The 22064-nt window shown below is 71.0% G+C and carries 21 protein-coding genes; 8 read left to right on the forward strand and 13 right to left on the reverse strand.

Going from position 1 to position 22064, the window contains the following annotated elements; translation table 11 throughout:
- Positions 1 to 104 precede the first annotated feature (104 nt).
- From OG385_RS26195 to OG385_RS26220, 6 genes are all read right to left on the reverse strand, one after another.
- The gene (locus OG385_RS26195) at positions 105 to 1103 is read right to left on the reverse strand and encodes a zinc-dependent alcohol dehydrogenase family protein (RefSeq protein ID WP_266858203.1); all 999 of its coding nucleotides are present in this window, start codon (positions 1101 to 1103) and stop codon (positions 105 to 107) included.
- Positions 1100 to 1957: a carbohydrate ABC transporter permease gene (locus tag OG385_RS26200; protein ID WP_266858205.1), complete on the reverse strand. Its 858-nt coding sequence runs from the start codon at positions 1955 to 1957 to the stop codon at positions 1100 to 1102. The genes OG385_RS26195 and OG385_RS26200 overlap by 4 nt, the downstream gene beginning before the upstream one ends.
- Complete coding sequence (locus OG385_RS26205) at positions 1954 to 2907, reverse strand: carbohydrate ABC transporter permease (protein ID WP_266858207.1); 954 nt, start codon at positions 2905 to 2907, stop codon at positions 1954 to 1956. Before OG385_RS26205 ends, OG385_RS26200 begins: the two co-directional genes overlap by 4 nt.
- Positions 2904 to 4271 (reverse strand): sugar ABC transporter substrate-binding protein, encoded by a 1368-nt coding sequence (locus tag OG385_RS26210; RefSeq protein WP_266858209.1) that lies wholly within the window; start codon positions 4269 to 4271, stop codon positions 2904 to 2906. Before OG385_RS26210 ends, OG385_RS26205 begins: the two co-directional genes overlap by 4 nt.
- Before the next feature lie 41 nt (positions 4272 to 4312).
- Positions 4313 to 5074, reverse strand: a complete 762-nt coding sequence (locus OG385_RS26215) for a DeoR/GlpR family DNA-binding transcription regulator (protein ID WP_266861172.1) — start codon at positions 5072 to 5074, stop codon at positions 4313 to 4315.
- 260 nt (positions 5075 to 5334) lie between these two features.
- A complete protein-coding gene (locus tag OG385_RS26220) occupies positions 5335 to 6159 on the reverse strand; it encodes an NAD(P)-dependent oxidoreductase (RefSeq protein WP_266858211.1) in 825 nt (274 codons plus the stop codon).
- Positions 6160 to 6486: 327 nt separating this feature from the next.
- Here OG385_RS26220 and OG385_RS26225 point away from each other — a divergent pair, with 327 nt between their 5' ends.
- The 3 genes from OG385_RS26225 (at position 6487) to OG385_RS26235 (ending at position 9964) form a co-directional block, all read left to right on the forward strand.
- Positions 6487 to 7449 (forward strand): 5-dehydro-4-deoxyglucarate dehydratase, encoded by a 963-nt coding sequence (locus OG385_RS26225; RefSeq protein WP_266858213.1) that lies wholly within the window; start codon positions 6487 to 6489, stop codon positions 7447 to 7449.
- Positions 7446 to 8609 (forward strand): hypothetical protein, encoded by a 1164-nt coding sequence (locus OG385_RS26230; protein ID WP_266858215.1) that lies wholly within the window; start codon positions 7446 to 7448, stop codon positions 8607 to 8609. The genes OG385_RS26225 and OG385_RS26230 overlap by 4 nt, the downstream gene beginning before the upstream one ends.
- A gap of 299 nt (positions 8610 to 8908) precedes the next feature.
- Positions 8909 to 9964, forward strand: a complete 1056-nt coding sequence (locus OG385_RS26235) for a D-alanyl-D-alanine carboxypeptidase family protein (RefSeq protein WP_266858217.1) — start codon at positions 8909 to 8911, stop codon at positions 9962 to 9964.
- Between the two features lie 24 nt (positions 9965 to 9988).
- Here OG385_RS26235 and OG385_RS26240 read toward each other — a convergent pair whose 3' ends face one another.
- Positions 9989 to 11077 carry an aldo/keto reductase gene (locus OG385_RS26240; RefSeq protein WP_266858218.1) on the reverse strand — a complete coding sequence of 363 codons (1089 nt, stop codon included), beginning with the start codon at positions 11075 to 11077 and terminating at the stop codon, positions 9989 to 9991.
- Positions 11078 to 11201: 124 nt separating this feature from the next.
- Between OG385_RS26240 and OG385_RS26245 the strand changes: the two genes are divergently transcribed.
- The gene (locus OG385_RS26245) at positions 11202 to 12170 is read left to right on the forward strand and encodes an AraC family transcriptional regulator (protein ID WP_266858220.1); all 969 of its coding nucleotides are present in this window, start codon (positions 11202 to 11204) and stop codon (positions 12168 to 12170) included.
- A gap of 38 nt (positions 12171 to 12208) precedes the next feature.
- On the opposite strand, the gene OG385_RS26250 is transcribed toward OG385_RS26245, so the two are convergent.
- Positions 12209 to 12994, reverse strand: a complete 786-nt coding sequence (locus tag OG385_RS26250) for a GNAT family N-acetyltransferase (RefSeq protein ID WP_266858222.1) — start codon at positions 12992 to 12994, stop codon at positions 12209 to 12211.
- A gap of 140 nt (positions 12995 to 13134) precedes the next feature.
- On the opposite strand from OG385_RS26250, the gene OG385_RS26255 reads away from it, so the two are divergent.
- A complete protein-coding gene (locus OG385_RS26255) occupies positions 13135 to 13923 on the forward strand; it encodes an HAD family acid phosphatase (protein ID WP_266858223.1) in 789 nt (262 codons plus the stop codon).
- Positions 13924 to 14027: 104 nt separating this feature from the next.
- Here the strand turns inward: OG385_RS26255 and OG385_RS26260 are convergent, their stop codons facing one another.
- The 3 genes from OG385_RS26260 to OG385_RS26270 form a co-directional block, all read right to left on the reverse strand.
- Positions 14028 to 14465, reverse strand: a complete 438-nt coding sequence (locus tag OG385_RS26260; protein WP_266858224.1) for a hypothetical protein — start codon at positions 14463 to 14465, stop codon at positions 14028 to 14030.
- A gap of 109 nt (positions 14466 to 14574) precedes the next feature.
- Positions 14575 to 16023 carry a penicillin-binding protein 2 gene (locus OG385_RS26265; protein ID WP_266858226.1) on the reverse strand — a complete coding sequence of 483 codons (1449 nt, stop codon included), beginning with the start codon at positions 16021 to 16023 and terminating at the stop codon, positions 14575 to 14577.
- Positions 16024 to 16139: 116 nt separating this feature from the next.
- Complete coding sequence (locus OG385_RS26270; protein WP_266858228.1) at positions 16140 to 16913, reverse strand: IclR family transcriptional regulator; 774 nt, start codon at positions 16911 to 16913, stop codon at positions 16140 to 16142.
- Positions 16914 to 17068: 155 nt separating this feature from the next.
- Between OG385_RS26270 and OG385_RS26275 the strand changes: the two genes are divergently transcribed.
- The 3 genes from OG385_RS26275 (at position 17069) to OG385_RS26285 (ending at position 19832) form a co-directional block, all read left to right on the forward strand.
- Entirely contained in the window at positions 17069 to 18595 is a 1527-nt protein-coding gene (locus tag OG385_RS26275; RefSeq protein WP_266858230.1) for an aldehyde dehydrogenase (NADP(+)), read from the forward strand.
- Positions 18592 to 19200, forward strand: a complete 609-nt coding sequence (locus OG385_RS26280) for a DUF1349 domain-containing protein (protein WP_266858231.1) — start codon at positions 18592 to 18594, stop codon at positions 19198 to 19200. The genes OG385_RS26275 and OG385_RS26280 overlap by 4 nt, the downstream gene beginning before the upstream one ends.
- 122 nt (positions 19201 to 19322) lie before the next feature.
- Positions 19323 to 19832, forward strand: coding sequence for a GNAT family N-acetyltransferase (locus tag OG385_RS26285; protein WP_266858232.1), 510 nt, complete (start codon positions 19323 to 19325; stop codon positions 19830 to 19832).
- Between the two features lie 39 nt (positions 19833 to 19871).
- On the opposite strand, the gene OG385_RS26290 is transcribed toward OG385_RS26285, so the two are convergent.
- Positions 19872 to 21632 (reverse strand): hydrogenase maturation protein, encoded by a 1761-nt coding sequence (locus OG385_RS26290; RefSeq protein ID WP_266858233.1) that lies wholly within the window; start codon positions 21630 to 21632, stop codon positions 19872 to 19874.
- Between the two features lie 221 nt (positions 21633 to 21853).
- Complete coding sequence (locus tag OG385_RS26295) at positions 21854 to 22045, reverse strand: ferredoxin (protein WP_266858235.1); 192 nt, start codon at positions 22043 to 22045, stop codon at positions 21854 to 21856.
- Positions 22046 to 22064 lie beyond the last annotated feature (19 nt).

Consider the following 22064-nt stretch of genomic DNA (forward strand, 5'->3'; position numbering starts at 1 on the left):
AGGGCTTTACGGTTCCTTGAATCTTTCCCGGCTCTCCGACGGCCGTCCCGGGCTCCCGGGCCTCCACCCGTAAGGCAAGCCCCGTACGTTCCTCCGCTCCCGGGTCACTTCCCCGGCAGCACCACGATCTTCCGGCCGATGCCCGCCTTGAAGCGGTCCAGCGCCGCCGGATAGCTCTCCAGCGGAAGCCGGTCGCTGATGAAGACCGCCGGGTCCAGCACCCCGGCGGCGAACAGTTCGGCCGCCCGCTCGTAGCTGTGCAGCACCGCCATCGAACCGGTGATCGTGATCTCCTGGTTGTAGATCCGGTACGGGTCGATCGTCGCCCGGGTCGCGTAGTCGGCGACACCGAACTGCAGATACGTCCCGGCCTTCGCCACCCGCCCCAGACCGTCCTGGATCGCGGCCGCGTTGCCGGTCGCGTCGATGACCACGTCCCAGCCCCGCCCGGCCCGGTCCAGCTCGTCCGCGCCGCCCGCCGCGGCGGAGCAGCCCAGGGCGCGGGCGGTGGTGAGCCGCTCCTCGTTGATGTCGACCATGTCCACACTGGCCGCGCCGGTCCGCTTGGCCAGCTCCAGCATCATCAGCCCCATCGTCCCGGAGCCGTAGATCAGCACATGCGAGCCGAGCCGGCTGTTCAGCACGTCGTAGCCGCGTACCGCGCAGGACAGCGGTTCGATCAGGGCCGCGTCCTCGGTCCGTACGTGGTCGGGCAGTTTCACGCAGTTGGCGGCGGGCGCCACCGCGTACTCGGCGGCGCCGCCCGCGGTGGTCACCCCGATCGCCGCCCACTTCTCGCACATGTTGTTGTGGCCGAGACGGCAGTAGCGGCACTCGAAGCAGTACAGGGACGGGTCCACGGCCACCCGGTCGCCCGCGGCCAGCGAGGTGACATCGGAGCCCAGCGCCACGACCGTCCCCGCGAACTCATGGCCGGGCACCACCGGCAGGGTGGGTGCGAACTCGCCCTGGAGGATGTGCAGATCGGTGCCGCACAGCCCGCACGCGGCCACTTCGACGATCACGTCGCGCGGCCCCGGGGTGGGGTCCGGCACCTCCCCGTACCCGACCTTGCCGACGGCTTCGATGATGGCGGCCTTCATTTCACGGCTCCCAGCGAAAGGCCCTGGACCAGCTTGTCCTGGGCGGCGAACCCCGCGGCGAGCACCGGCAGGGAGACGACGAGCGACGCGGCGCACACCTTCGCCAGGAACAGGCCCTGGCTGGTGATGAAGCCGGTCAGGAAGACGGGCGCGGTCTCGGCGACGACGCCCGTGAGCACCCGCGCGAACAGCAGCTCGTTCCAGCTGAAGATGAAGCAGATCAGCGCGGTGGCGGCGATTCCCGGCATGGAGATCGGGGCGACGATCCGGGTGAGGATCACCGGCAGCCTGGCGCCGTCGACCCGCGCCGCCTCGATGACCGCCACCGGCACCTCCGCCAGGAAGGACTGCATCATCCACACCGCGATCGGCAGGTTCATCGAGGTGTAGAGGATGACCAGCATCCAGATGTTGTCGAGCATCCCGGTGTTCTTGGCGAACAGATAGACCGGCAGCAGCCCGGCGACCACCGGGAGCATCTTCGTGGAGAGGAAGAAGAACAGGACGTCGGTCCACTTCTTCACCGGCCGGATCGAGAGCGCGTACGCGGCGGGCAGCGCAAGCACCAGCACACAGAGCGTCGAGACGACCGAGGCCACGGCCGAGTTGGCCAGCGCGGGCCAGGGGCTCGCGCCGCCGCCCGCGCCGAAGAAGTCGCGGTAGCCGTCCAGGGTGAGCGAGGCGGCGAGCGACGGCGGGTTGGTGGCCGCGTCGGTCTCCGCGTGGAAGGAGGTCAGCGCCATCCACGCGATCGGCAGGAAGAAGAGGATCCCGGCGAGCCAGGCCGTCAGGCCCAGCAGTGCGCCCCCGGTACGGGCGGCGCCCCGGGGCGCCGCCGTGTCTGCGGATTTCATGCGCGTGATGCCTCCTCGCTGAAGAGGGACGAGACCACGCGGAGCGCGAAGGTCGCGATGATGATCGTGCCGATGACGACCAGGACCCCGGCGGCGGACGCCAGACCGTTCTCGTGCGCCTGGTAGAAGGCCTGGTAGACGGTGTACGGAAGGTTCGCCGTGCCCAGGCCGCCCGAGGTGATGGTGAAGACGGCGTCGAAGTTCTGCACGATGTAGATCGAGCCGAGCAGCGCGCCCAGTTCCAGATAGCGCCGCAGATGGGGCAGCGTCAGATGGCGAAAGATCTGCCAGCTGCCCGCGCCGTCGATCCGCGCCGCCTCGATCAGCTCCGGTGAGCGGCTCTGCAGCCCGGCCAGCAGGATCAGCATCATGAACGGCGTCCACTGCCAGATCAGCGCCGCCTCGACCGCGAGCAGCGGGGTGTTCGACACCCAGTCGGGCTGCGGCGCGCCCCCGCCGCCCACCCAGTGCAGCAGCCCGTTGAAGAGCCCGTACTCCGGGTTGTAGAGCACATGCTTCCAGAGCAGCGCGGCCGCCACCGGGACCAGCAGGAACGGCGCGATCAGCAGCGTACGGACGAACCCACGGCCCTTGAAGCGGCGGTCGAGCAGCAGCGCGAGGACGAGCCCGAGCACCAGGCTGACGAGCACCACAGCGACCGTCAGCAGCACCGTGGTGAGGACCGACTTGCGCAGATCCGGGTCGGTGAGCACATCGGAGTAGTTGGCGAAACCGGTGAAGTGCCGGGCCTTCGGATAGAGCGCGTTCCAGTTGAAGAAGGAGATCACCACGGTTGCCACGAAGGGCAGTTGGGTGACCACGATCATGAAGATCAGAGCCGGCAGCAGCGGGGCCCGGGTGGCCCAGGCGCGCAGCCGGCTGCCCGGCGGGGCTGTTGGACCGGGAGGGGACGCCGCGCGGACCGCGGCCGGAGCGGTGGTGGCTGTCATCGTCCCTCGTACTCCTTCGCGATCTTCGCGGCGAGCCGCTGGGATGCGGCGATGGCCGAATCGACGGACTTGCGCCCGGCGATGGCGGCGCTGATCTCCTGGGAGACCTTGGTGCCGAGGTCCGTGAACTCGGGGATGCCGACGAACTGGATTCCGGGCGCGGGGCGCGGCTGGACCCCCGGGTTGCCGGGCTTGGCACTTCTGATGGCGTTGAGCGTGACGTCCCCGAACGCGGCGGACGCCTTGCGGTAGGAGGGGTCGGCGTAGGTGGACGCGCGTTTCCCGGCCGGGGCGTCGGACCAGCCGGTCTCCTTGCCGACGAGCTGCTCGTACTGCTTGCCCGAAGCCCAGGAGATGAACTTCCAGGCCTTGTCCGGGTTGCGGGAGGTCTTCTGGATGCCCCAGGCCCAGGTGTAGAGCCACCCGGAGTTGTCCGTCTTCTCGACCGGCGCGGGTGCGTAGCCGATCTTGCCCTTGACCGGGGACTTGGCCGACTCCAGCGAGCCGGCGGCGGAGGTCGCGTCGTACCACATGGCGGTCTTCGACTGGGTGAGGTCGTTGAGGCACTCGGCGAACCCGGACTGCGCGGCCCCCGACTCGCCGTGCTGACGCACCAGTTGGACGTAGAAGTTGACGGCCTGCTTGAAGGCGGGGGCATCGAGCCGGGCCTTCCAGTCCTTGTCGAACCAGGTCCCGCCGAAGGTGTTGACCACGGTGGTCAGCGGCGCGATCAGCTCGCCCCAGCCGGGCAGGCCGCGCAGACAGATGCCCTTCATCCCCGGTTTCGCGCCGTCGGCCTTAGCGGCCAGATCGGCGACCTGCTGCCAGGTGGGGTGGGCGGGCATGGTCAGGTGCTTCTGCGCGAAGACGTCCTTGCGGTACATCAGCATGGACGACTCGCCGTAGAAGGGCTCGCCGTAGAGCTTCTTGTCGTCCCCGGTGAGCGATTGCCGCAGCGCGGGCAGGATGTCCTTCTGGTCGAACGCGGTGTCCTTGGCCGTGTACGGGCCGAGGTCGTGCAGCCAGCCGTTCCTGGCGTAGATCGGGATCTCGTAGTTGCTCAGCGTCGCGACGTCGTACTGGCCCGCCTGGTTGGCGAAGTCCTGGCTGATCTTGTCGCGTACGTCGTTCTCGGGCAGCACGGTGAAGTTCACCTTGATGCCCGTCTCGCGGGTGAAGTGGGCGGCGGTGAGCTTCTGCAACTCCGTCATCTGCGGGTTGTTGACCATCAGCACATTGATCGAGTCCCCGCCGGACCCGCTTCCTCCGGCGCCGGTCCAGCAGCCGGACAGGCTGATGAGCAGCGCCCCCGATGCGGCCTGCGCGAGCAGTGCGCGCGGCCTCCGTCGGCTCGGGCTTCGCATGGATCGCTCCTCGGGTGGGTTTTTGCGTGGACCGGCCGGGCTCAGACTCGGATGACCTGCGGTCCCAGCAGGGAGTAGCGGTGTGCCTCGGGCGCGGGCAGCAGGGTGCTGGTGACGATGGTTTCGAAGTCGGTGACATGGGCGAACCGGCAGAAGCTCGACGCACCGAACTTGGTGTGGTTCCCGGCGAACACCCGGCGCCTGGCGGCCCTGACCGCCTGTGCCTTGACCTCGCCGACCGCCGGGTCGGGGGTGGTCAGACCGTGTTCGCGGGAGATCCCGTTGGCACCGATGAAAGCCAGGTCGATGACGAACCCGGACAGCATCCGGGTCGTCCAGTGGTCGACGGTGGCCAGGGTGCCCGAGCGCAGCCGGCCGCCGAGCAGCAGGACCGTCGTGCGCTCGGCCAGCGCCAGTGCCCCCGCCGTCACCAGGGAGGCGGTGACCACGGTCAGCGGGCGGTCGTGCGGCAGGCATTCGGCGATCAGCTGCGGGGTGAACCCCTCGTCGATGAAGACCGTTTCGGCGTCGCCGAGCAGCTGGGCCGCCGCCTCGGCGATCCGCCGCTTCTCCGGTACGTGCATCGTCGTCCGGAAGTCCAGGGTGGTCTCGAAGCCCGCGCTCTCCACCGGGTAGGCGCCGCCGTGCGTCCGCCGCACCAGCCCGTGGTCCTCCAGCGCGCGCAGATCGCGGCGCACGGTCTCCTTGGCCACGCCCAGCCGTGCGGACAGCTCGGTGACATCGACCGAGCCCGCTTTCCGGGCGGACCGGACGATCTCCCTCCGGCGCTGCTCCGCGCTCACTGACACTGGACCTCCTCGGATTCGGCCGGCCGAGTGGGGCGCCGGCCGTGTGGAGATTTGTACAGCCGCCCCGCTGGTGTGAACAGGGCAGGAACGGGCCTGATCACGCCCGTTTCTGCCCGTTTCCATGAAGGGTGACACCGCACCCACCTGGGGTGGCGTGCCCGTCCGGGCATGACAAAGGCCCGTCCGGCGTACGGACGGGCCCGTTCACTGCCCGGATGCGGGCGCCCGCTGTGCGGTTGACCGGCGCGGGCCGGTCAGCGCGGCCAGATCGGCGGGTCGGTGAGGAACGGTCCGCCGAGGTGGGAGTGGGCCGGGTTCGCCGGGTCGAGCTCGCCCTGTTCGGCGATGAGCTCAGCCGCGTACGGCTCGGAGTCGTCCTGCGGCTCGTACCCCAGCGCCCGCGCCGACGAGAGGTCCCACCAGATACGGGTGTTGGCCGAAGAGCCGTAGACCACCGAGTGGCCGACGCCGTCGGCGGTCAGGGCCGCGTGGAAGAGCCGCGCGCCGTCCTGCGGGCTCATCCAGACGGAGAGCATCCGGACGGACGTCGGCTCGGCGAAGCAGGAGCCGATCCGGACGGACACCGTCTCCTGGCCGAACTTGTCCCAGTACAGCTGCGCCAGATCCTCCCCGAAGCACTTGGAGAGCCCGTAGTACGTGTCCGGCCTGCGCGGGGTGTCGACCGGGATCAACGTGCCCGGGGCGGCCGGGACCCGGCTCCCCGGGCTCGGGGTGTAGCCCACCGCGTGGTTGGACGAGGCGAAGACGATCCGTCCGGTGCCCGCCTCGCGGGCCGCCTCGTAGAGGTTGTACGTGCCCTCGATGTTGGCCCGGAGGATCTTGTCGAAGGACGATTCGAGGGAGATACCGGCGAGATGGATGACGGCGTCGACTCCCCGCACCGCCTCGCGCAGCGCCTCCTTGTCGGCCAGGTCCGCGGTGATCGCCGCGGGTTCGCCCTCGACCGGTACGGCATCGAAGAGGCGCAGCTCATAGCCGTACGCGGGCAACAGGCCCCGCATCAGGGTGCCGAGGCCTCCGGCGGCTCCGGTGAGCAGGATGGTGCGGGGAGCGGGCATGAGCGGGTCTCTCCTCGGTGAATCGGAACCGGCCGGCCGTGCGGGCGGGATGGACCGGCCGACCGCGACGACGGATGGGTCGCACAGCCATCGCATGTCTATGGGTGGATGACATTCACATGTATGGACAAGTGCAGGGACAAGCTATGAAGGCCCGGGAGCCCCGTCAAGTGCCGCGCGGGGGTGCGGATTCTGCTTCTGTGGTGGCGTTTCTCGTCTTGACCGCCCCGGCGCCGCTGGCTTAGCGTGGCAATGTTCAGAAATATAGACACTGATCAGAATTGTGCACGCGGAACTGTGCACGACTGGATGCCCCAGGGAGCGCCCGTGTCCTCAGCCCCGCTCGCCGGCCGACTTGATGGTCTGCTGTTCTTCCCCGTGACTCCGTACGGGCCGGACGGCGCCGTCGACCTCGATGCCTTCCGGGCGCATGTGCGCAGCGGCATCGACTCCGGCGCGGCCGCGGTCTTCGCCTGCTGCGGCACGGGCGAGTTCCACGCCCTCGGCCCGGAGGAGTTCGGCGCGGCCGTCGCCGCCGCGGTCGAGGTGAGCGCGGGCCGGGTGCCGGTCGTCGCCGGCGCCGGATACGGCACGGCGCTCGCCGTCCAGTTCGCCAGGACCGCGCAGGAGGCGGGCGCCGACGGGCTCCTCGCCATGCCGCCGTACCTCGTCACGGCGGGCCAGGACGGTCTCGTCCGCCACTACACGGCGCTCGCGGCGGCCACCACGCTCGACATCATCGTCTACCAGCGCGACAACGCGGTGTTCACGCCCGAGACGGTCGTGGCCCTCGCCCGGGTCGACGGGATCATCGGGCTCAAGGACGGGCACGGCGACCTCGACCTGATGCAGCGCATCATCAGCGCGGTCCGCACCGAGCTGCCCGGCCGGGACTTCCTCTACTTCAACGGGCTCCCCACCGCCGAACTCACCGCGCTCTCCTACCGCGCCATCGGCGTCACGCTCTACTCGTCAGCGGTCTTCTGCTTCGCCCCGGACATCGCGCTCGCCTTCTACCGCGCGCTGCGCTCCGGTGACGACGCGACGGTGAACCGGCTGCTCGACGCCTTCTACCGGCCGCTCGTCGAGCTGCGCAACCAGCGGCGCGGGTACGCGGTGTCGCTGATCAAGGCCGGGGTGCGGCTCGGCGGACTGGATGTCGGCGAGGTCCGCCCGCCGCTCGGTGAGCCCACCCCCGAGCACATCGCACAGCTCGCCGCCATCATCGAGCGGGGCCGCGCGGCACTGGCCGTCCCGGCGGGCGCGGCGGGTGCGGGGGAGCGGGCGTGAAGACCTCGGCCTTCCTCTATCCCTGGGACGTCGTCGGCGACCCGCAAGCCCCGGCCCGCATCGCGGACCTCGGCGTCCAGCAGGTCACCCTCGCCTCCGCCTACCACTCGACCCGCGCCCTGACACCGCGTCATCCCCGGCACCGGATCGTCACCGCAGGACACGCGTCCGTCCTCTACCCGCCGTCCCCGGAGCGGTGGGCCGGGCGGGAGCTGCGCCCGTACGCGGCAGGGCCCTGGGCCCCCACCCCCGACCCGTACGGAGAGGCAGCGGCAGCGCTGGCCGCCGCCGGCCTGGAAGTCCACACCTGGGTGGTCCTGGCGCACAACTCCCGCCTGGGCACCGAGCACCCCGGCACTTCGGTGGTCAACGCCTACGGGGACCGCTACCCCTGGGCGCCCTGTATCGCCCAGCCCGCCACCCGTGCCTACCTCACCGAGCTGGCCGCCGAGGCCGCGGTGCGTCCCGGGGCGCACGGCACCGAACTGGAGTCGCTCGGCTGGTACGGCCTCGCCCATCTGCACGCCCACGACAAGATCGCCGGAGTGGGGCTCGGCGACGCGGGCCAGTACCTGATGTCGCTCTGCTTCTGCCCGGTCTGCGCGGAGGGGTACGGCGGACTCGGCCTGGACGCCGACGAGTTGAGCGCGGCCGTACGCCGGGCGCTGGAGCCGGGGTGGTCCACCGGATCCTCCGATGCGGGCAGCTCCGCGATCGAGAAGCTGCTCGGGGCCGGTACCGCCGCCGCCGTGCTCCAGTGGCGCACCCGGACCGCCCGGACGCTCCAGGAGCAGGCCGTCGCCGCGGTACGGGCCGCGGCGCCCTCCGGCTTCCAGGTGCTGCTGCACGCCGACCCGGCCGCCCACCACTGCGGGGCGAACGCGGGCGTCGACCCCGAGCACATCCTCGGCGTCGCCGACGGGGTGGTCGTGCCCTGCACCGGCGGTCCCAGCCTGCTGGCCCCCTTCGCCGTGCACCGCACGGACCGCACGGTGCTCGCGGCCAACCTCACCGTCGTCTCCGGCATGGGTGGCAGCCCGGCCACCCTGGCGCAGGACGCGGCCCGCGCCGCCGGGCTCGGAGCGACCGAACTGCGGCTGTACCACGCCGGGCTGGCGTCCGACGCCGATCTCACGCTCGTACGGGCCGCGCTGTCCTGACCTCCGGGCGCATTGGTCGCCCGGCCGGCAGAACGGGCTGGACAGGCGGGGGTTGGCGGCCGGTGCGGGGCGGGCGGGCACCGGTGGCCCCGGTAGCCCAGAGGGGTCGGCCGGGCACCGCGGGCGAGCAACCTCACAGGCCCCACCAGTCACCTGCGCAACATCTCCACAGGGGTGAACCTCGTTACCGGGCTATGACATAGCCGGCTTGACAGTCGCTGACATCACGCAAGTAGGTTCGATATGCACTGATGTTTTTCCTACATACCGGCGTCCCCACGCCGGAAGAAGGGACGCCCATGGGTTCCCACGCCCGCCCCAACCGGATCCACCGCACCGGAGTCCGGATCGCGATGGTCGCACTGGTCGGAGCCGCTCTGCCGCTCGCCGCCGGTGGCCTCGCCGAGGCGGCCACCCCCGGTGCCACGCACTCCGCCGACGACAACGGCGCGCAGGGCAGCGAGGCCACCACCCCGGCCGGCCAGAACCAGCACGTGCAGCAGCAGTCGCAGCCGGCGCAGCACGCCGTCAGGGCCGCCGACGCTCAGGTCGCCAAGGATCAGGCCGGTCCGCAGATCAGCGCCGATCACGCCTTCCTGCTGGATGCCCGCGACGGCAGCCAGGAGCGGGAGATGTGGGCCGGGGCCAAGGCCGACGAGAGCGTCCCGATGGCCAGCACCACCAAGATCATGACCGCCCTGGTGGTGCTCAAGCACCCGGAGTGGCTGAACCATCAGATCACGGTGAAGCAGGAATACCGGGACTACGTCCAGCAGGTCGGCGGCAGCACCGCCGACCTCCAGACCGGTGACACGCTGACCGTCGAGCAGCTGATGCACGCCATGCTGCTCCCGTCCGGTGACGACGCCGCGATGGCCCTGGCCGACAACCTCGGCTCCGGGGCCACCCAGGATGCCCGGATCGCGGACTTCGTGAGCCAGATGAACGCCGAGGCTCAGCAACTCGGCCTCACCGGCACGCACTTCGACACCTTCGACGGCATCTCGCACGGCAACAACCACAGCACCGCCCGCGACCTGGCCAAGCTCGGCCAGCGCGCGATGCTGCAGCCGGTGTTCGCCGACATCGTGAACGAAAAGCAGTTCAAGACCGAGGCCCCGGCGGCCAACGGCCACACCCGGTACTACACCTGGAACACCACCAACGAGCTGCTGGGCACGTACGACGGCGCCCTGGGCGTCAAGACCGGCAGCGGCCCCGAGGACGGCTACTGCTTCGTCTTCGCCGCCAAGCGGGACAACCGCACCCTGGTCGGCGCGATCCTCAAGGACAAGGACGACGCCTCCCGCTTCGGCGACGCCACCAAGATGCTCGACTGGGGCTTCGCCCACTGAACTGAGCAGGCAGCGCCTCCGCCACTACCGGCGGCGGCGCAGCCTCGCGTCCTCGATCGCGGGCGGTGCGGCCGCGTAGTTGTCCGCCGGGTCGAGGTCGGTTCCCGGCGGGACGATCTCGTCGATCCGGTCGAGGATCTCGTCCGACAGCTCGATGTCCGACAGTTCGGTACGGGGCAGCCGTGTGTGAGACAGCCCGGTGTGAGACAGCCCGGTCCCGGCACCATGGAGAAGCCCGTCCAGCTGTTCCTGTGTACGGGGACCGATCAGGACCGTGGAGACCGCCGGATGCGCGCGTACGAAGGCGATCGCGAGCTGCGGCAGCGTCATCCCCGCCTCCTCCGCGAGCACCGTGAGCCGGGCGAGCGCCGCGGCCTTCAGGGCACCGGCCGGAGTGGACGTGTCGTAGTGCGACGGGAAGACGGACGACATCAGCCTGGCCCGGTGGGTGGCCGGGAGGTCCGCCCGCCCGGAGAGCCAGCCGCTGTTCAGCGGACTGAAGGTCAGCACACCCAGTCCGTGGCGGAGCGCGGTCGGGAGCACGGCGGCCTCCGGCCGGCGGGTGAAGATGGAGTACATGGGCTGCTCGGTCAGGAACCGGTGGGATCCGCGCCGCTCCGCCGTCCACTGCGCCTCGACCATCATCTCCGCAGGGAACATGGACGATCCGAACGCCCTGATCTTGCCTGCCTGTACGAGGTCGGACAGCGCGGCGAGCGTCTCGCCGGTCTCGGTTCGGTGGTCGGGCCGGTGGATCTGGTACAGGTCGATGTAGTCGGTGCCGAGCCGGCGGAGGCTGTCCTCGACCGCGCGTACGATCCACCGCCGTGAGCCGCCCCGCTGGTTCGGGTCGTCGCCCATCGGCCGTCCGAACTTCGTCGCGATGACCAGACCGTCCCTGCGGCCCTTGACGGCCTTGCCGACGATCTCCTCGGACTCGCCCCTGGAGTAGACGTCGGCCGTGTCGATGACATTGATCCCGGCGTCGAGCGCGCTGTGGATGATACGGATCGCGTCCCCGTGGTCCGCGTTGCCCAGACTCCCGAACATCATCGCGCCGAGCGCGATCTCGCTGACGGATATTCCGGTCGACCCGAGGGTCCTGCGCTTCATTACGTCATGCCTCCGGCGCTTCGCTTGCAGATTCCCCACCAGCCAACACGCCGCCCCCGCCCGTCCGGTAGACGAATCCTGCCGCCCGCTTGCACGATCCTGCCGACATTGCTCTAATCCCGCCATGACAGACGCGCCAGTACCAGAGGGGGCAGCACCGGACGCGCCGGCACCGGATGCGGCAGCACCACCCGGATCCGCGGCGCGGACCGCGGAACTCCTCGGTGAGCTACGGACGCTGATCGTGCGCCACGCAGGCCGCGGCCCGCAGCTGAAGACGGAGATCCTGGACGGCGTGGCCATCACCTGCGCGTACCGTCCCACCCTCCCGGTGAGCGCGATGGCGGAACCGTCGCTCGCGGTCGTCGGCCAGGGCGTCAAGCGCACGATCCTGAACGGCGTGCCCCACGACTACCGGGCGGGGCAGTACCTCGTCGTGTCGGTCGACCTGCCGGTGACCGGTCAGGCGCTCGAAGCAGACGAGGACGAACCCTTCGTCGTCTTCAGCATGACGCTGGACCCGGCGGCGATCGCACCGCTGCTCCTGGAGACCGGCAACATCACGAAACCGCCCGCCTTCACGGGCCTCGCGGTCAGCGACGCGACGCCCGAACTGCTCGATCCGGTCGTCCGGCTGCTGCGCCTGCTGGGTCGCCCGGACGACCTCCGGGTGCTCGCACCCGGCATCGAACGGGAGATCCTGTGGCGTCTCATCACCGGTGACCAGGGCGCGCTGGTCCGCCAGATCGGCCTCGCCAACAGCAGCATCGCGCACATCTCCCGCACGATCCGCTGGATCCGCCGGCACTACGACGAACCGCTGCGCATCGCGGACCTCGCCGACCTGGCCGGTATGAGTCCGTCGGCCTTCCACCGGCACTTCCGCTCCGCGACCTCGATGACCCCGATCCAGTTCCAGAAGCAGATCCGGCTGCGGGAGGCGCGCGCCCTGCTCCTGACGGGGCCGGTGGACGTCGCGGACATCGGCCACCGGGTGGGCTACGGGAGCCCGTCCCAGTTCAGCCGCGAGTACCGCAAGGCGTTCGGCGCCCCGCCAGGCCGGGACGCGGCCCGGCACGCGGAGCACGGCTGACGGACGCACGGCCGCCGGAACAGCGCACTCCCGACGAACTAGCCGCGCACCCCGTACACATGGGGGGTCGTGGTGGTGAGCGCGGCGAAGCCCAGCCGCTGGAGGATCGGGCGGCTGTCGTCGGACGCGTCGACCTGGAGGAGGCGGACGCCGCGTGCGGCGGCGATTCCCGCACGGTGGGCGACCAGGGCGCGGTAGATGCCGCGACCACGCCAGGCCGGGGCCGTGCCGCCGCCCCAGAGACTGGCGAAGCCGGTGCCCGGACAGAACTCCATCCGCGCCGCGCAGACCGGTTCGTCACCGGCCATCGCCACCACCGCGGCCAGCGAATCCGGGTCGTCGGTCAGCCGGTTCAGCACCTGCTGGTGGATCCGTGAACCGTCCTCGCCGAACGCCGCCTCGTGCGCGCGTGTCATGAGAGCCACCCCGGCCGCATCGGTCACGGGACGCAGCTCCACCCCTGCGGGCAGCCGCACCTCGGTCGGCAGCGACCGGACCTCGGCGACCATCAGGGTCTCCGGCGGCTCGGGTGTGAACCCGGCCGCCACGAGCCGGTCCGCCAGGTCGGCCGGGCGGTCGTGGGCGTACAGCTTCCACTCGAACTCGCGGTTCAGCGCGGTGAAATGCCGGACCTCCCCGGCGATCGCCGCATCGGCGGTGGCCGAGTCGAGCCCGGACCAGACGACACCGTTCCAGCTGTCGGCGTCCGGACCGGTCTGCCGCACGACGTCGCCGACACGTTCGACCACGCTGCCGGGGCCGTCCGGGGGCGCGTCCCGCCGCATCCGAAGGTCGAACTCCGCCCGTACCGCTTCGAGATCCATCCGGTCACTCAACAACGGGGCCCCACGGGCCGCAACCGGGTTTCTCCGCAACAGATCCGCAAAGTGCCTTGTGCAGTCCATGTGATGCGCGTAGACATCCAGTGACCTGCAGTTCACCAACAGAACCGGAGCAGACGCGTATGCCCTCCAGACTCGCCAGGATCTCCGCGTGTACGGTCGCCCTCGCCGCGGCCGGCAGCGCCCTCTACGGCATCGGCGTCGCCACCGCCGACAATTCGGTGCCGCGGACCGACCGGGAGATCCCCAACGTCACCAAGGTCGAAGACAGCATCAACGCCTACTACGGCGGTACGGCGGACGCCTCGGGCGCCTACCAGGCCTCGCCGAAGAGCAACTACGCCAAGCAGGTCGAAGGCATCGAGGCGCGGGCGAAGCGGCAGATCGCCGGGGCCGCCCACCGCACCGGCCACGGCCGCAAGCCCGCCATCGTGCTGGACGTGGACGACACGACGCTGCTCACCTACGACTACGAGAAGAAGAACGGCTTCGCCTACAACGCAACCGCCTTCAACGACTACGTCCAGAGCGCGCGGTCGATCGCGGTCTTCGGGATGCCCGACGTCGTCAACTACGCCGCGAAGAAGGGCGTTACGGTCTTCTTCCTGACCGGACGTGACGAGACGCAGCGCACCGCTTCGGCCACCAACCTGACCCGGGCCGGATACCAGGTGCCCGTGGACAGGTCCCACTTCTACCTCAAGGACCCGAACGCGGCCCCGCCCTATCTGAGCTGCGGAACGCCGAAGTGGACCTGCACCACGGTCCAGTTCAAGGCCGGGACGAGGAAGCACATCGAGTCGCTCGGTTACGACATCGTCGCCAACTTCGGGGACCAGTACTCCGACCTCGGCGGCGGTTACGCCGACAAGACGTACAAGATCCCGAACCCGATGTACTTCCTGCCGTGACCGGACCGGTCCCGCGCTGACAGCCGCCGGGGGAGGGGTCGCTCCGTGCCCGCTCCTCCGGCGACGGGGAACGGACTCGCCTGCGCCGCCAGGGCGTCAGCTCGTCAGGTCGTTGGGGCCGGAGCCGCGCGCCGCGCCCTGACCGTCTCGTACCGCAGCGCCACGCCCGTCACGACCGCGCCGGTTCCCTCCCACAGCCCCACACCCAGGAACCCGGAGGGCGCGCGGCCGGATACGACGGCCGTGGTGAAGACCGCGAAGGTCAGCAGCCGGAACGGCACTGTCCAGCGGAAGAAGCCCTTCCAGTCGGCGGCGGCAGCCAGTACGTAGTACACGCCCATGTTCACCGCGGCCATCGAGGAGGCCGTGATGAAGGTCCGGGTGTAGTCGGACGCCGGGCGGCCGGCGGCGGGGGCGGCGAAGCCCAGGGTCTTCAGCAGCGCGTCGGGGGAGATCAGACCCACGGCTCCCAGGACGGCGGCGAGTACGCCGAAGACGGCCATGGTCCAGCCGGACGGGGAACGGGGCAGTCGTATGACCATGGCGGCACCCTACGGCCCGGCGCGCCTGCCGGGGGCCGTAATGGATCAACGTAAAGGATCGCCGGACTGGATCACCGATCGGGATCACCGATCGGCTGTCACCGGCCGGCTACTTCAGCGCCGCCGCCATCATCTTCTGGGCGACAGGCCCCGCCAGGCCGTTGCCGCTCACCTCCGCACGGGCCGCGTCCGAGTCCTCGACGAGCACCGCGACAGCCACCTCCTTACCGGTCGACTTGTCCTTCGCGTACGACGTGAACCAGGCGTACGGCGCCTTGTCGTTGTTCACACCGTGCTGGGCCGTGCCGGTCTTGCCGCCCACCACGGCGCCGGGGACCTTCGCGCTCGAACCCGTGCCCTGCTCGACGACCGTCTGCATCGCACTCTGGAGCTGGGCCGCCGTGGACGACGAGACGATCCGCTTGCCCTGGTCCTTCCCGTAGGACTGGAGGGTGTTGCCGTCGCCGTCCGTCACCTTGGAGACCATGTGCGGGTCGGCCATCACCCCGTCGTTCGCCAGGGCGGACGTCACCATCGCCATCTGGAGCGGGGTGGCCGTCACATCGAACTGGCCGATGCCGCTCAGCGCCGTCTGCGCCTTGTCCATGTGCGAGGGGTAGTTGCTCGGCCAGGCGCGCACCGGCACGTCCTGCTTGGAGTCGTTGAAGCCGAACTTCTCCGCCATCGCCTTCACCTTGTCCTGGCCCAGGTCGTCGGCCACCTTGGCGAAGACGGTGTTGCAGGAGTATTCGAGGGCGGTGCGGAGCGTCGCGTTCTTGCAGGGGTCCGATGCGCTCTCGTTCGTGAGGTCCGTGGTCGTGCCCGGGAGCCGGTAAGGGTCGGGGCTGTCGGTCTTCTCGTCGATCGACGAGAAGAGCCCGTCCTCCAGCGCGGCCGACGCGACCACCAGCTTGAAGGTCGACCCCGGGGGCAGCGGCTGGCGCAGCGCCCGGTTGAGCATCGGCTGGTTCTTGTCGGTGGTCAGCTGCTTCCAGGCGTCGCCGTCCGTCGTACCGCTGATCTTCGACGGGTCGTAGGACGGCGTGGACACCATCCCCAGGATCTGGCCGGTCTTCGGATCGATGGCGACGGCGGCGCCCTTCTTGCTGCCGAGCGCTTCGTACCCCGCCTTCTGCACGGAGGGGTCGATGGTCGTCAGGACGTCACCGGGGGCGGTCTGCTTGCCGGTGAGCGCGTCGATCGGGTTCTTCAGCCGGCTGTCCGTCCCGTCGAGGACGTCGCTGTAGATCCCTTCGAGCTGCGTCGACCCGTACGCCTGCGAGCTGTACCCGGTCACAGCCGAGTACAGGTCTCCGTCGGCGTATGTCCGCTTGTAGGCGAGGTCGCCGCCGTCCGTCCGCTTCGACCCGGTGACCGACCTCCCTCCCACGATGATGTCGCCCAGCGGCTTCGCGTACTGCGCGATGGCGGTCCGCCGGTTGTTCTTGTTGTCTGCGAGGGCCTTGCTCTCGTACGTCTGCACCCAGGTCGCCCGCACGAGCAGAGCGAGGACCAGCAGCAGGCAGAAGACCGAGGCGCGCCTGATTGTCTTGTTCATCCCGTGTGAGGACGAGTGGGGCGGGCGGAACCGTTCCTTTCCGGCGGATTTCTCAGCGATCTCTCATCTGCCGGGCCGCCGGGCCGCCGGGTTGCCGTACTTCCGGCCGTCGTGGCTCAGAGCCGCCGGGTGGCGAGGGTCAGCCGGTCGCGGGCGTCGAAGAGCGCGTCCTTGACCATCTGCTCGTGGGCCGGGGTGAGCCTGGCCACCGGCACCGAGCAGCTGATCGCGTCGCGGGCCGGGGTCCGGTACGGGATCGCCACGCCGAAGCAGCGCAGCCCCAGCGTGTTCTCCTCGCGGTCCACGGCGTACCCCTGCTCGCGGACGAGGTGCAGCTCCTCGATGAGCTTCTCGCGGTCGGTGATGGTGTGCTCGGTCAGCTGCGGCATGGTCTCCGGCAGCATCTTGCGGACCTGCTCGTCACTGTGGGTGGCGAGCAGCGCCTTGCCCAGTGAGGTCGAGTGCGCGGGCAGCCTGCGGCCGACCCGGGTGAAGGGGCGCAGGTAGTGCTGCGACTGCCGGGTGGCCAGATAGACCACGTTGGTCCCGTCGAGGCGGGCGAGGTGGATGGTCTCCGTCGTGTCGTCGGAGAGCCGGTCCAGGGTGGTCCGGGCCGCCGCGACCACCTCGTCGCCGTCGATGTACGACGTGCCGACGAGCAGGGCGCGTACGCCGATGCCGTACCGGGTGCCGGTCGCGTCGGTCTCCACCCAGCCCAGCTCCACCAGTGTGCGCAGCAGCATGTAGAGACTGGACTTGGGGTAGCCGACCGCCTCCTGCACGGCCGCGAGCGAGTGCATACCGGGGCGCCCGGCGAAGTACTCCAGCAACTCGACCGTCCGCACCGCGGACTTGACCTGCGCCCCACCTGCTGCCTCGGCAGTCGACATTCGACCCTGCCCCTCTTGTCAATGCTGAACGCGCGTTATTAGAGTTCCAGGAGAAATTCATCATCAGGAACAGTGTTCAGAATACCGAACAACTTTACCGAACAACTCGTTGTGCGGCAGTGGTTTGCGGCAGTGGATCTGGAAGGACGTTCGCGGTGGCAGCAACACCAGTCTGGAGTGTCGACCCCCGAACCGGGAAGCAGCGCGAGCAGGTCGCGCTGGAGGCCACGACGGCCGAGGTGGACCAAGTGGTCCGCGCCGCCCACGCCGTGTGTGCGTCGCTCGCCGACCGCAGGATACGGGCGGCCCTGCTGCGTACCGCCGCCGACCTGCTCGACGAGGCCGGGCCCCATGTCATCGAGGCCGCCGACGCCGAGACCGCGCTCGGTCCTGGCCGGCTCACCGGTGAACTGGCCCGCACGACCGCGCAGTTCCGGGCCTTCGCCGACGTGATCGACGAGGGTTCGTTCCTCGACATCCGCATCGACCACCCGGACGCCGCCGCGACCCCGCCCCGGCCCGACCTGCGCCGGTACAAGCTGCCGCTGGGCGTCGTCGCGGTGTACGCGGCGAGCAACTTCCCGCTGGCCTTCTCGGTACCGGGCGGCGACACCGCGAGCGCACTCGCGGCCGGCTGCCCGGTCGTGGTCAAGGCGCACCCCGACCACCCCGCGACGTCCGAGCTGTGCGCCTCCGTGCTGCACCGGGCCGCCGAGCAGGTCGGTCTCGACCCCGCGGTGGTCTCCGTGGTGCACGGCTTCGACGCCGGAGTGGCGCTCGTCAAGCACCCGCTGGTCTCCGCCGCCGGTTTCACCGGCTCGCTGCGTGGCGGCCGCGCCCTCTTCGACGCGGCTGCCGCCAGGCCGGTCCCGATCCCCTTCCACGGCGAGCTGGGCTCGCTCAACCCGGTCGTGGTGACGGAGGCCGCGGCCGCCGAGCGCGCCGAGGAGATCGGGGCAGGGCTCGCGGGCTCCGTCACACTCGGCACCGGCCAGTTCTGTGTGAAGCCCGGCTTCGTGCTCGCGCCCACCGGGCCCGGCGGCGACGCCCTGGTCAAGGCGCTGACCGCCGCGGTCAGCGACAGCGAGGCCGGTGTCCTCCTCGACCACCGGATGCGCGACAGCTTCCTGACGGGCGTACGCGAACGGGCCGCCCTGACCGGGGTCGACGCCCCGGTCACGCCCGGGGCGGGCGGCGAGCACACCGTCAGCGCGGGCTTCCTGACACTGCCCGCCGCGCTGCTCGCGGCGGACGGCGAGCACGATCTGCTCCTGGAGGAGTGCTTCGGACCGGTCACGGTCGTCGCACGCTACGGATCCACCGACGAGATCACCGCGGTGCTCTCCCGGCTGCCGGGCAATCTGACGGCGACCCTCCAGGTCTCCGCCGCCGAGGCCGCGGGCGAGGGCACCGCCGCCGCCCTGCTCGACGAGCTCACCCCGCTCGCCGGGCGGGTCCTGGTCAACGGCTGGCCCACCGGGGTCGCGGTCGCCCCCGCCCAGCACCACGGCGGCCCCTACCCGGCCACCACCTCCACCTCCACCTCGGTCGGCGGCACCGCCATCGAGCGCTGGCTGCGCCCGGTCGCGTACCAGAGCACGCCCGACGCGCTGCTCCCGCCCGAACTGCGCGAGGCCAACCCGCTGGGCCTGCCCCGCCGCATCAACGGCCTGCCCGAGTGACCCGGCTGCCCGAGCTGCCCTTCCCGCTGTTTCCGGAGGGCCCGCAGACCCCCTGGTCGTACGCGGAGGGGGCGCTCTCGGTGCGCGCCGGAGCGCGCGAGGACCTGTTCGTGCCCCCGGCGGGCGACTCGCTCGATCCGGCGTCGGACGCGCCCAGGCTGGTCGGCACGCCACCGCCCGGCGACTTCCAGCTGATCGCCAGGGTGGCGGTCGGCTTCGCCGGCGCGGGGGACGCCGGCGCGCTGTACCTGGAGACCGGCAAACGGGAGTGGGCCAAGCTCTGCTTCGAACTCTCCCCGGACACCCCCACCATCTGCTCGGTCGTCACCAGGGGGCACTCCGACGACGTCAACTCCTCGGTGGTGGAGGGCGACAGCGTCTGGCTCCGGATCAGCCGGACCGGGAAGGCCTTCGCGTTCCACGCGTCGGCCGACGGTGAACGCTGGACCTTCGTACGAGTCTTCGCACTCGGCGACGGACCGGCGGAGACCGGCGCCCGGATCGGCTTCCTGGCCCAGTGCCCCGAGGCGGACGGCTGCGCGGTGACGTTCGACTCCCTCGTCTACCGGGACCGTGCGCCCAAGGGGCTGCGCGACGGGAGCTGACGCCGGGGCCGGGCGGGACCGCGTTCGGCCCCGCCCGGCGGACCGGCCTCACCCCCAGCGCCTGTCGGGCCTCTTTCAACCGCACTGCAACCGCGCGGTGATCAGCCGGCGTCCTTCCCGCCATGACATCCGTTGCTCTGATCCGCCCGGCCCGCCCGGAGGACATCGACACCATCGCCGCACTCCACGCCGCGGCCCGTGCCACGTACTACGAAGGCCGGATACCGGTCGAGGAGTACGCCGGCCCCGAGGTGCACGCGCAGGTGCGGGAGGGGTGGGTCGGCGCGATCGGCCGGCAGGACGGCGGGGTGCTCTGCGCCGAGGTCGCGGGCATCGTCGCCGGGGTCACGTCGTTCCGGGTCTTCAACGGGGCCATGACCCTCATGCAGTTCCACGTCGACCCGGCCCGCTGGAGCCGGGGGATCGGCGGCGCCCTGCACGACGCGGTCGTCGCCGCCTGGCAGCGGGACGCGGTGCCCGAGGCGCGGCTCGAAGTGTACGAACACAATCTGCGCGCCCAGCGGTTCTACGCCCGCCACGGGTGGCTGCCGGCCGAGCCTGCGGTCAGCGACCCCGACAGCGCGCACATCTCGCTGCGGCTGGAGATCCCGGCCGTCCTGGCCCGGAGCTGAGAGCGGGGCACCCCTCCCGGTGGTGGGGGCGGCGTGACGTCATCCCCGGTCGCCCGGGGCTGCCCCCTGCTGCGGCGGCCGGTGGATGTCGAGGTGCGGAGGGGTGCCGGTCAGCGGCAGTTTGTGCACGAACGCGCGTCGCAGCGCGTGGTACGGCGCCTCCGGATCGCCGAAGGTGCGGGCCATCCGCGCCAGTTCGTCCTCCCGGTGGGCCGCCAGCGGCCTGACCTCCTCCTCGTGCTCCAGCTCCGCCTTCTTGGCCGCGGCCCGCGACTGCGCACCGGAGGACGACGCGAGGAGCGCCGCGAGCCGGATGACCGTGCCCGGGAAGTCCTGCGGGCCGCACTCGACGATCCGGTCCACCAGGCCGATGCGCTGCCCGGCGGCCGCGCTGACCGGCAGCGCCCGCCGCATCAGCTCCCCGGCGACCTCCGCACCCGCCCGGCGCGGCAGCGTGCGGGTCCAGTACTCGGATCCGTACAGGCCCATCAGCCGGTAGTGCGGGTTCAGCACCGCGCCCGCCCTGCACCAGACCTCGTCCGCCGCCAGGGCCAGCATCACCCCTCCGGCGGCGGCGTTGCCGCCCACGGCGGAGACCACCAGACGGTCGGTGGTCGTCAGAACGGCCTCCACCAGGTCGTCCATGGCGCTGATGTTGGCCCAGGACTCCGCCGCCGGATCGGTGGCCGCCTCGATCACGTTGAGATGGATGCCGTTGCTGAAGAAGTCCCGGCCGCCGCCCAGCACCAGGACCGAGGTGGGCCGGGCCAGAGCGGTCCGGTACGCGGCGAGCAGCCGCTCGCAGTGCGCTGTGCTCATCGCGCCGCCGGGGAAGGAGAACGTCAGGAACCCCGCCTGCCCCTCCTCCCGGTACCGGATGTCGCTCCAGGTGCGGAAGTTCTCGTCCGGCCGCAGAGGCGCGGGGAGTTCGGGCAGTTCCGGGAGCCGGTCGCCGAGCGCGCTGACGGCGGGCAGTTTGTACGTGGGCGGCTGCCCGGAACCGCGCCGGGGCCGCAGCTCCGGGATCCACACCGCCCCGTCGGCCGTCGCCCGGCAGACGGCGCCCGCCCGGGTGGCCAGCAACTCCCCCGGCTGCCCGCGCAGTTGGTCCTCGGGATGGCCCCCGTGCAGGAACCACTCGGCGCCGAGCAGTTCGTCCCGTACTCCGGGGTTCGAGTCGGCGGCACGCAGCTTGCGTACGACCGCCGCGGTGGAATCCGCCCGCCAGTCGATCCGCCGCTGCTCCTGCCGGAGAAAGGGCCGGGTGCCGACGCCTCCCTGGCGCGTTTGTCGGGGGGACTCCTGCTGCTGCGGTTCGGGGGAGTACGTGCCTGACGCGAAGCGCTCCACGGCCAGCAGCACGGCCCGCAGCGCCGCGTCGGAGATCTCGTTGCGGTAGAGATCGCTCTTGCCGACCGGGGGTACCGGGCACTCGGCGGTGGCCCAGACATCACCGGCGTCCATGACCGCGCCGGCCTGCAGAACGGTGACCCCCCACCGGGCCACGCCCTCGTGGATCGCCCAGTCCAGGGAGGAGGGCCCCCGGTCCCCGACGGGTCCCGGATGCACGATGAGGCAGGTGTGCGCCGACCAGATGTCTTGCGGGACAGCGGTCTTCAGCAGCGGGGCGACGATCAGCTCGGGCCGGTGCCGGCTGATGGCCTCCCGCAGCGCCGTGTCGTGCAGGGCGGGGTCCGGCAGCGCGATGGCGACGGCCACCGTGTGGCCGTGGTCCCGCAGCTCGGCGTGCACACGCTGTGTCAGGCTGTTGAAGGCACTCGCGACGAGCAGGATGTGCACGGCGGTCTCCCGGTGATCGGACGCTCCACGGCCGGGGCGGGGCCGACCGCCTGCGATCGTCGGGCACCCGGACGGCGAGGGGCGGACGCCGGGCTGAGGTGTAGCCCGAAAGCGGAGCACCCTGGGCCATCTGCGGCGTCCGGCCGAGCCGGGTCCGCCCCGGCGCTGATGCGGTCCGCTGTCAGGAACCCGGCCGGCCCCCGCCGTCCCACCAGGGCTGCCTACTCGACGACGCGCACGGCGCCCGACGGGCAGAGCATGCCGGCCTCACGCGCCGCGGCGCGGTCCTCGTCGCCGGGATCGGCGGCCAGCACCTTCACGACACCGTCGTCGTCCTGGTCGAAGACCTCCGGCGCCGTCAGCGCGCACAGGCCCGCGCCCACACAGACCTCCCGGTCGGCCGTCACCCGCATTGCTGCTCCTTCCGCCGCG

Source organism: Streptomyces sp. NBC_01306 (assembly GCF_026340465.1).
Classification (GTDB): domain Bacteria; phylum Actinomycetota; class Actinomycetes; order Streptomycetales; family Streptomycetaceae; genus Streptomyces.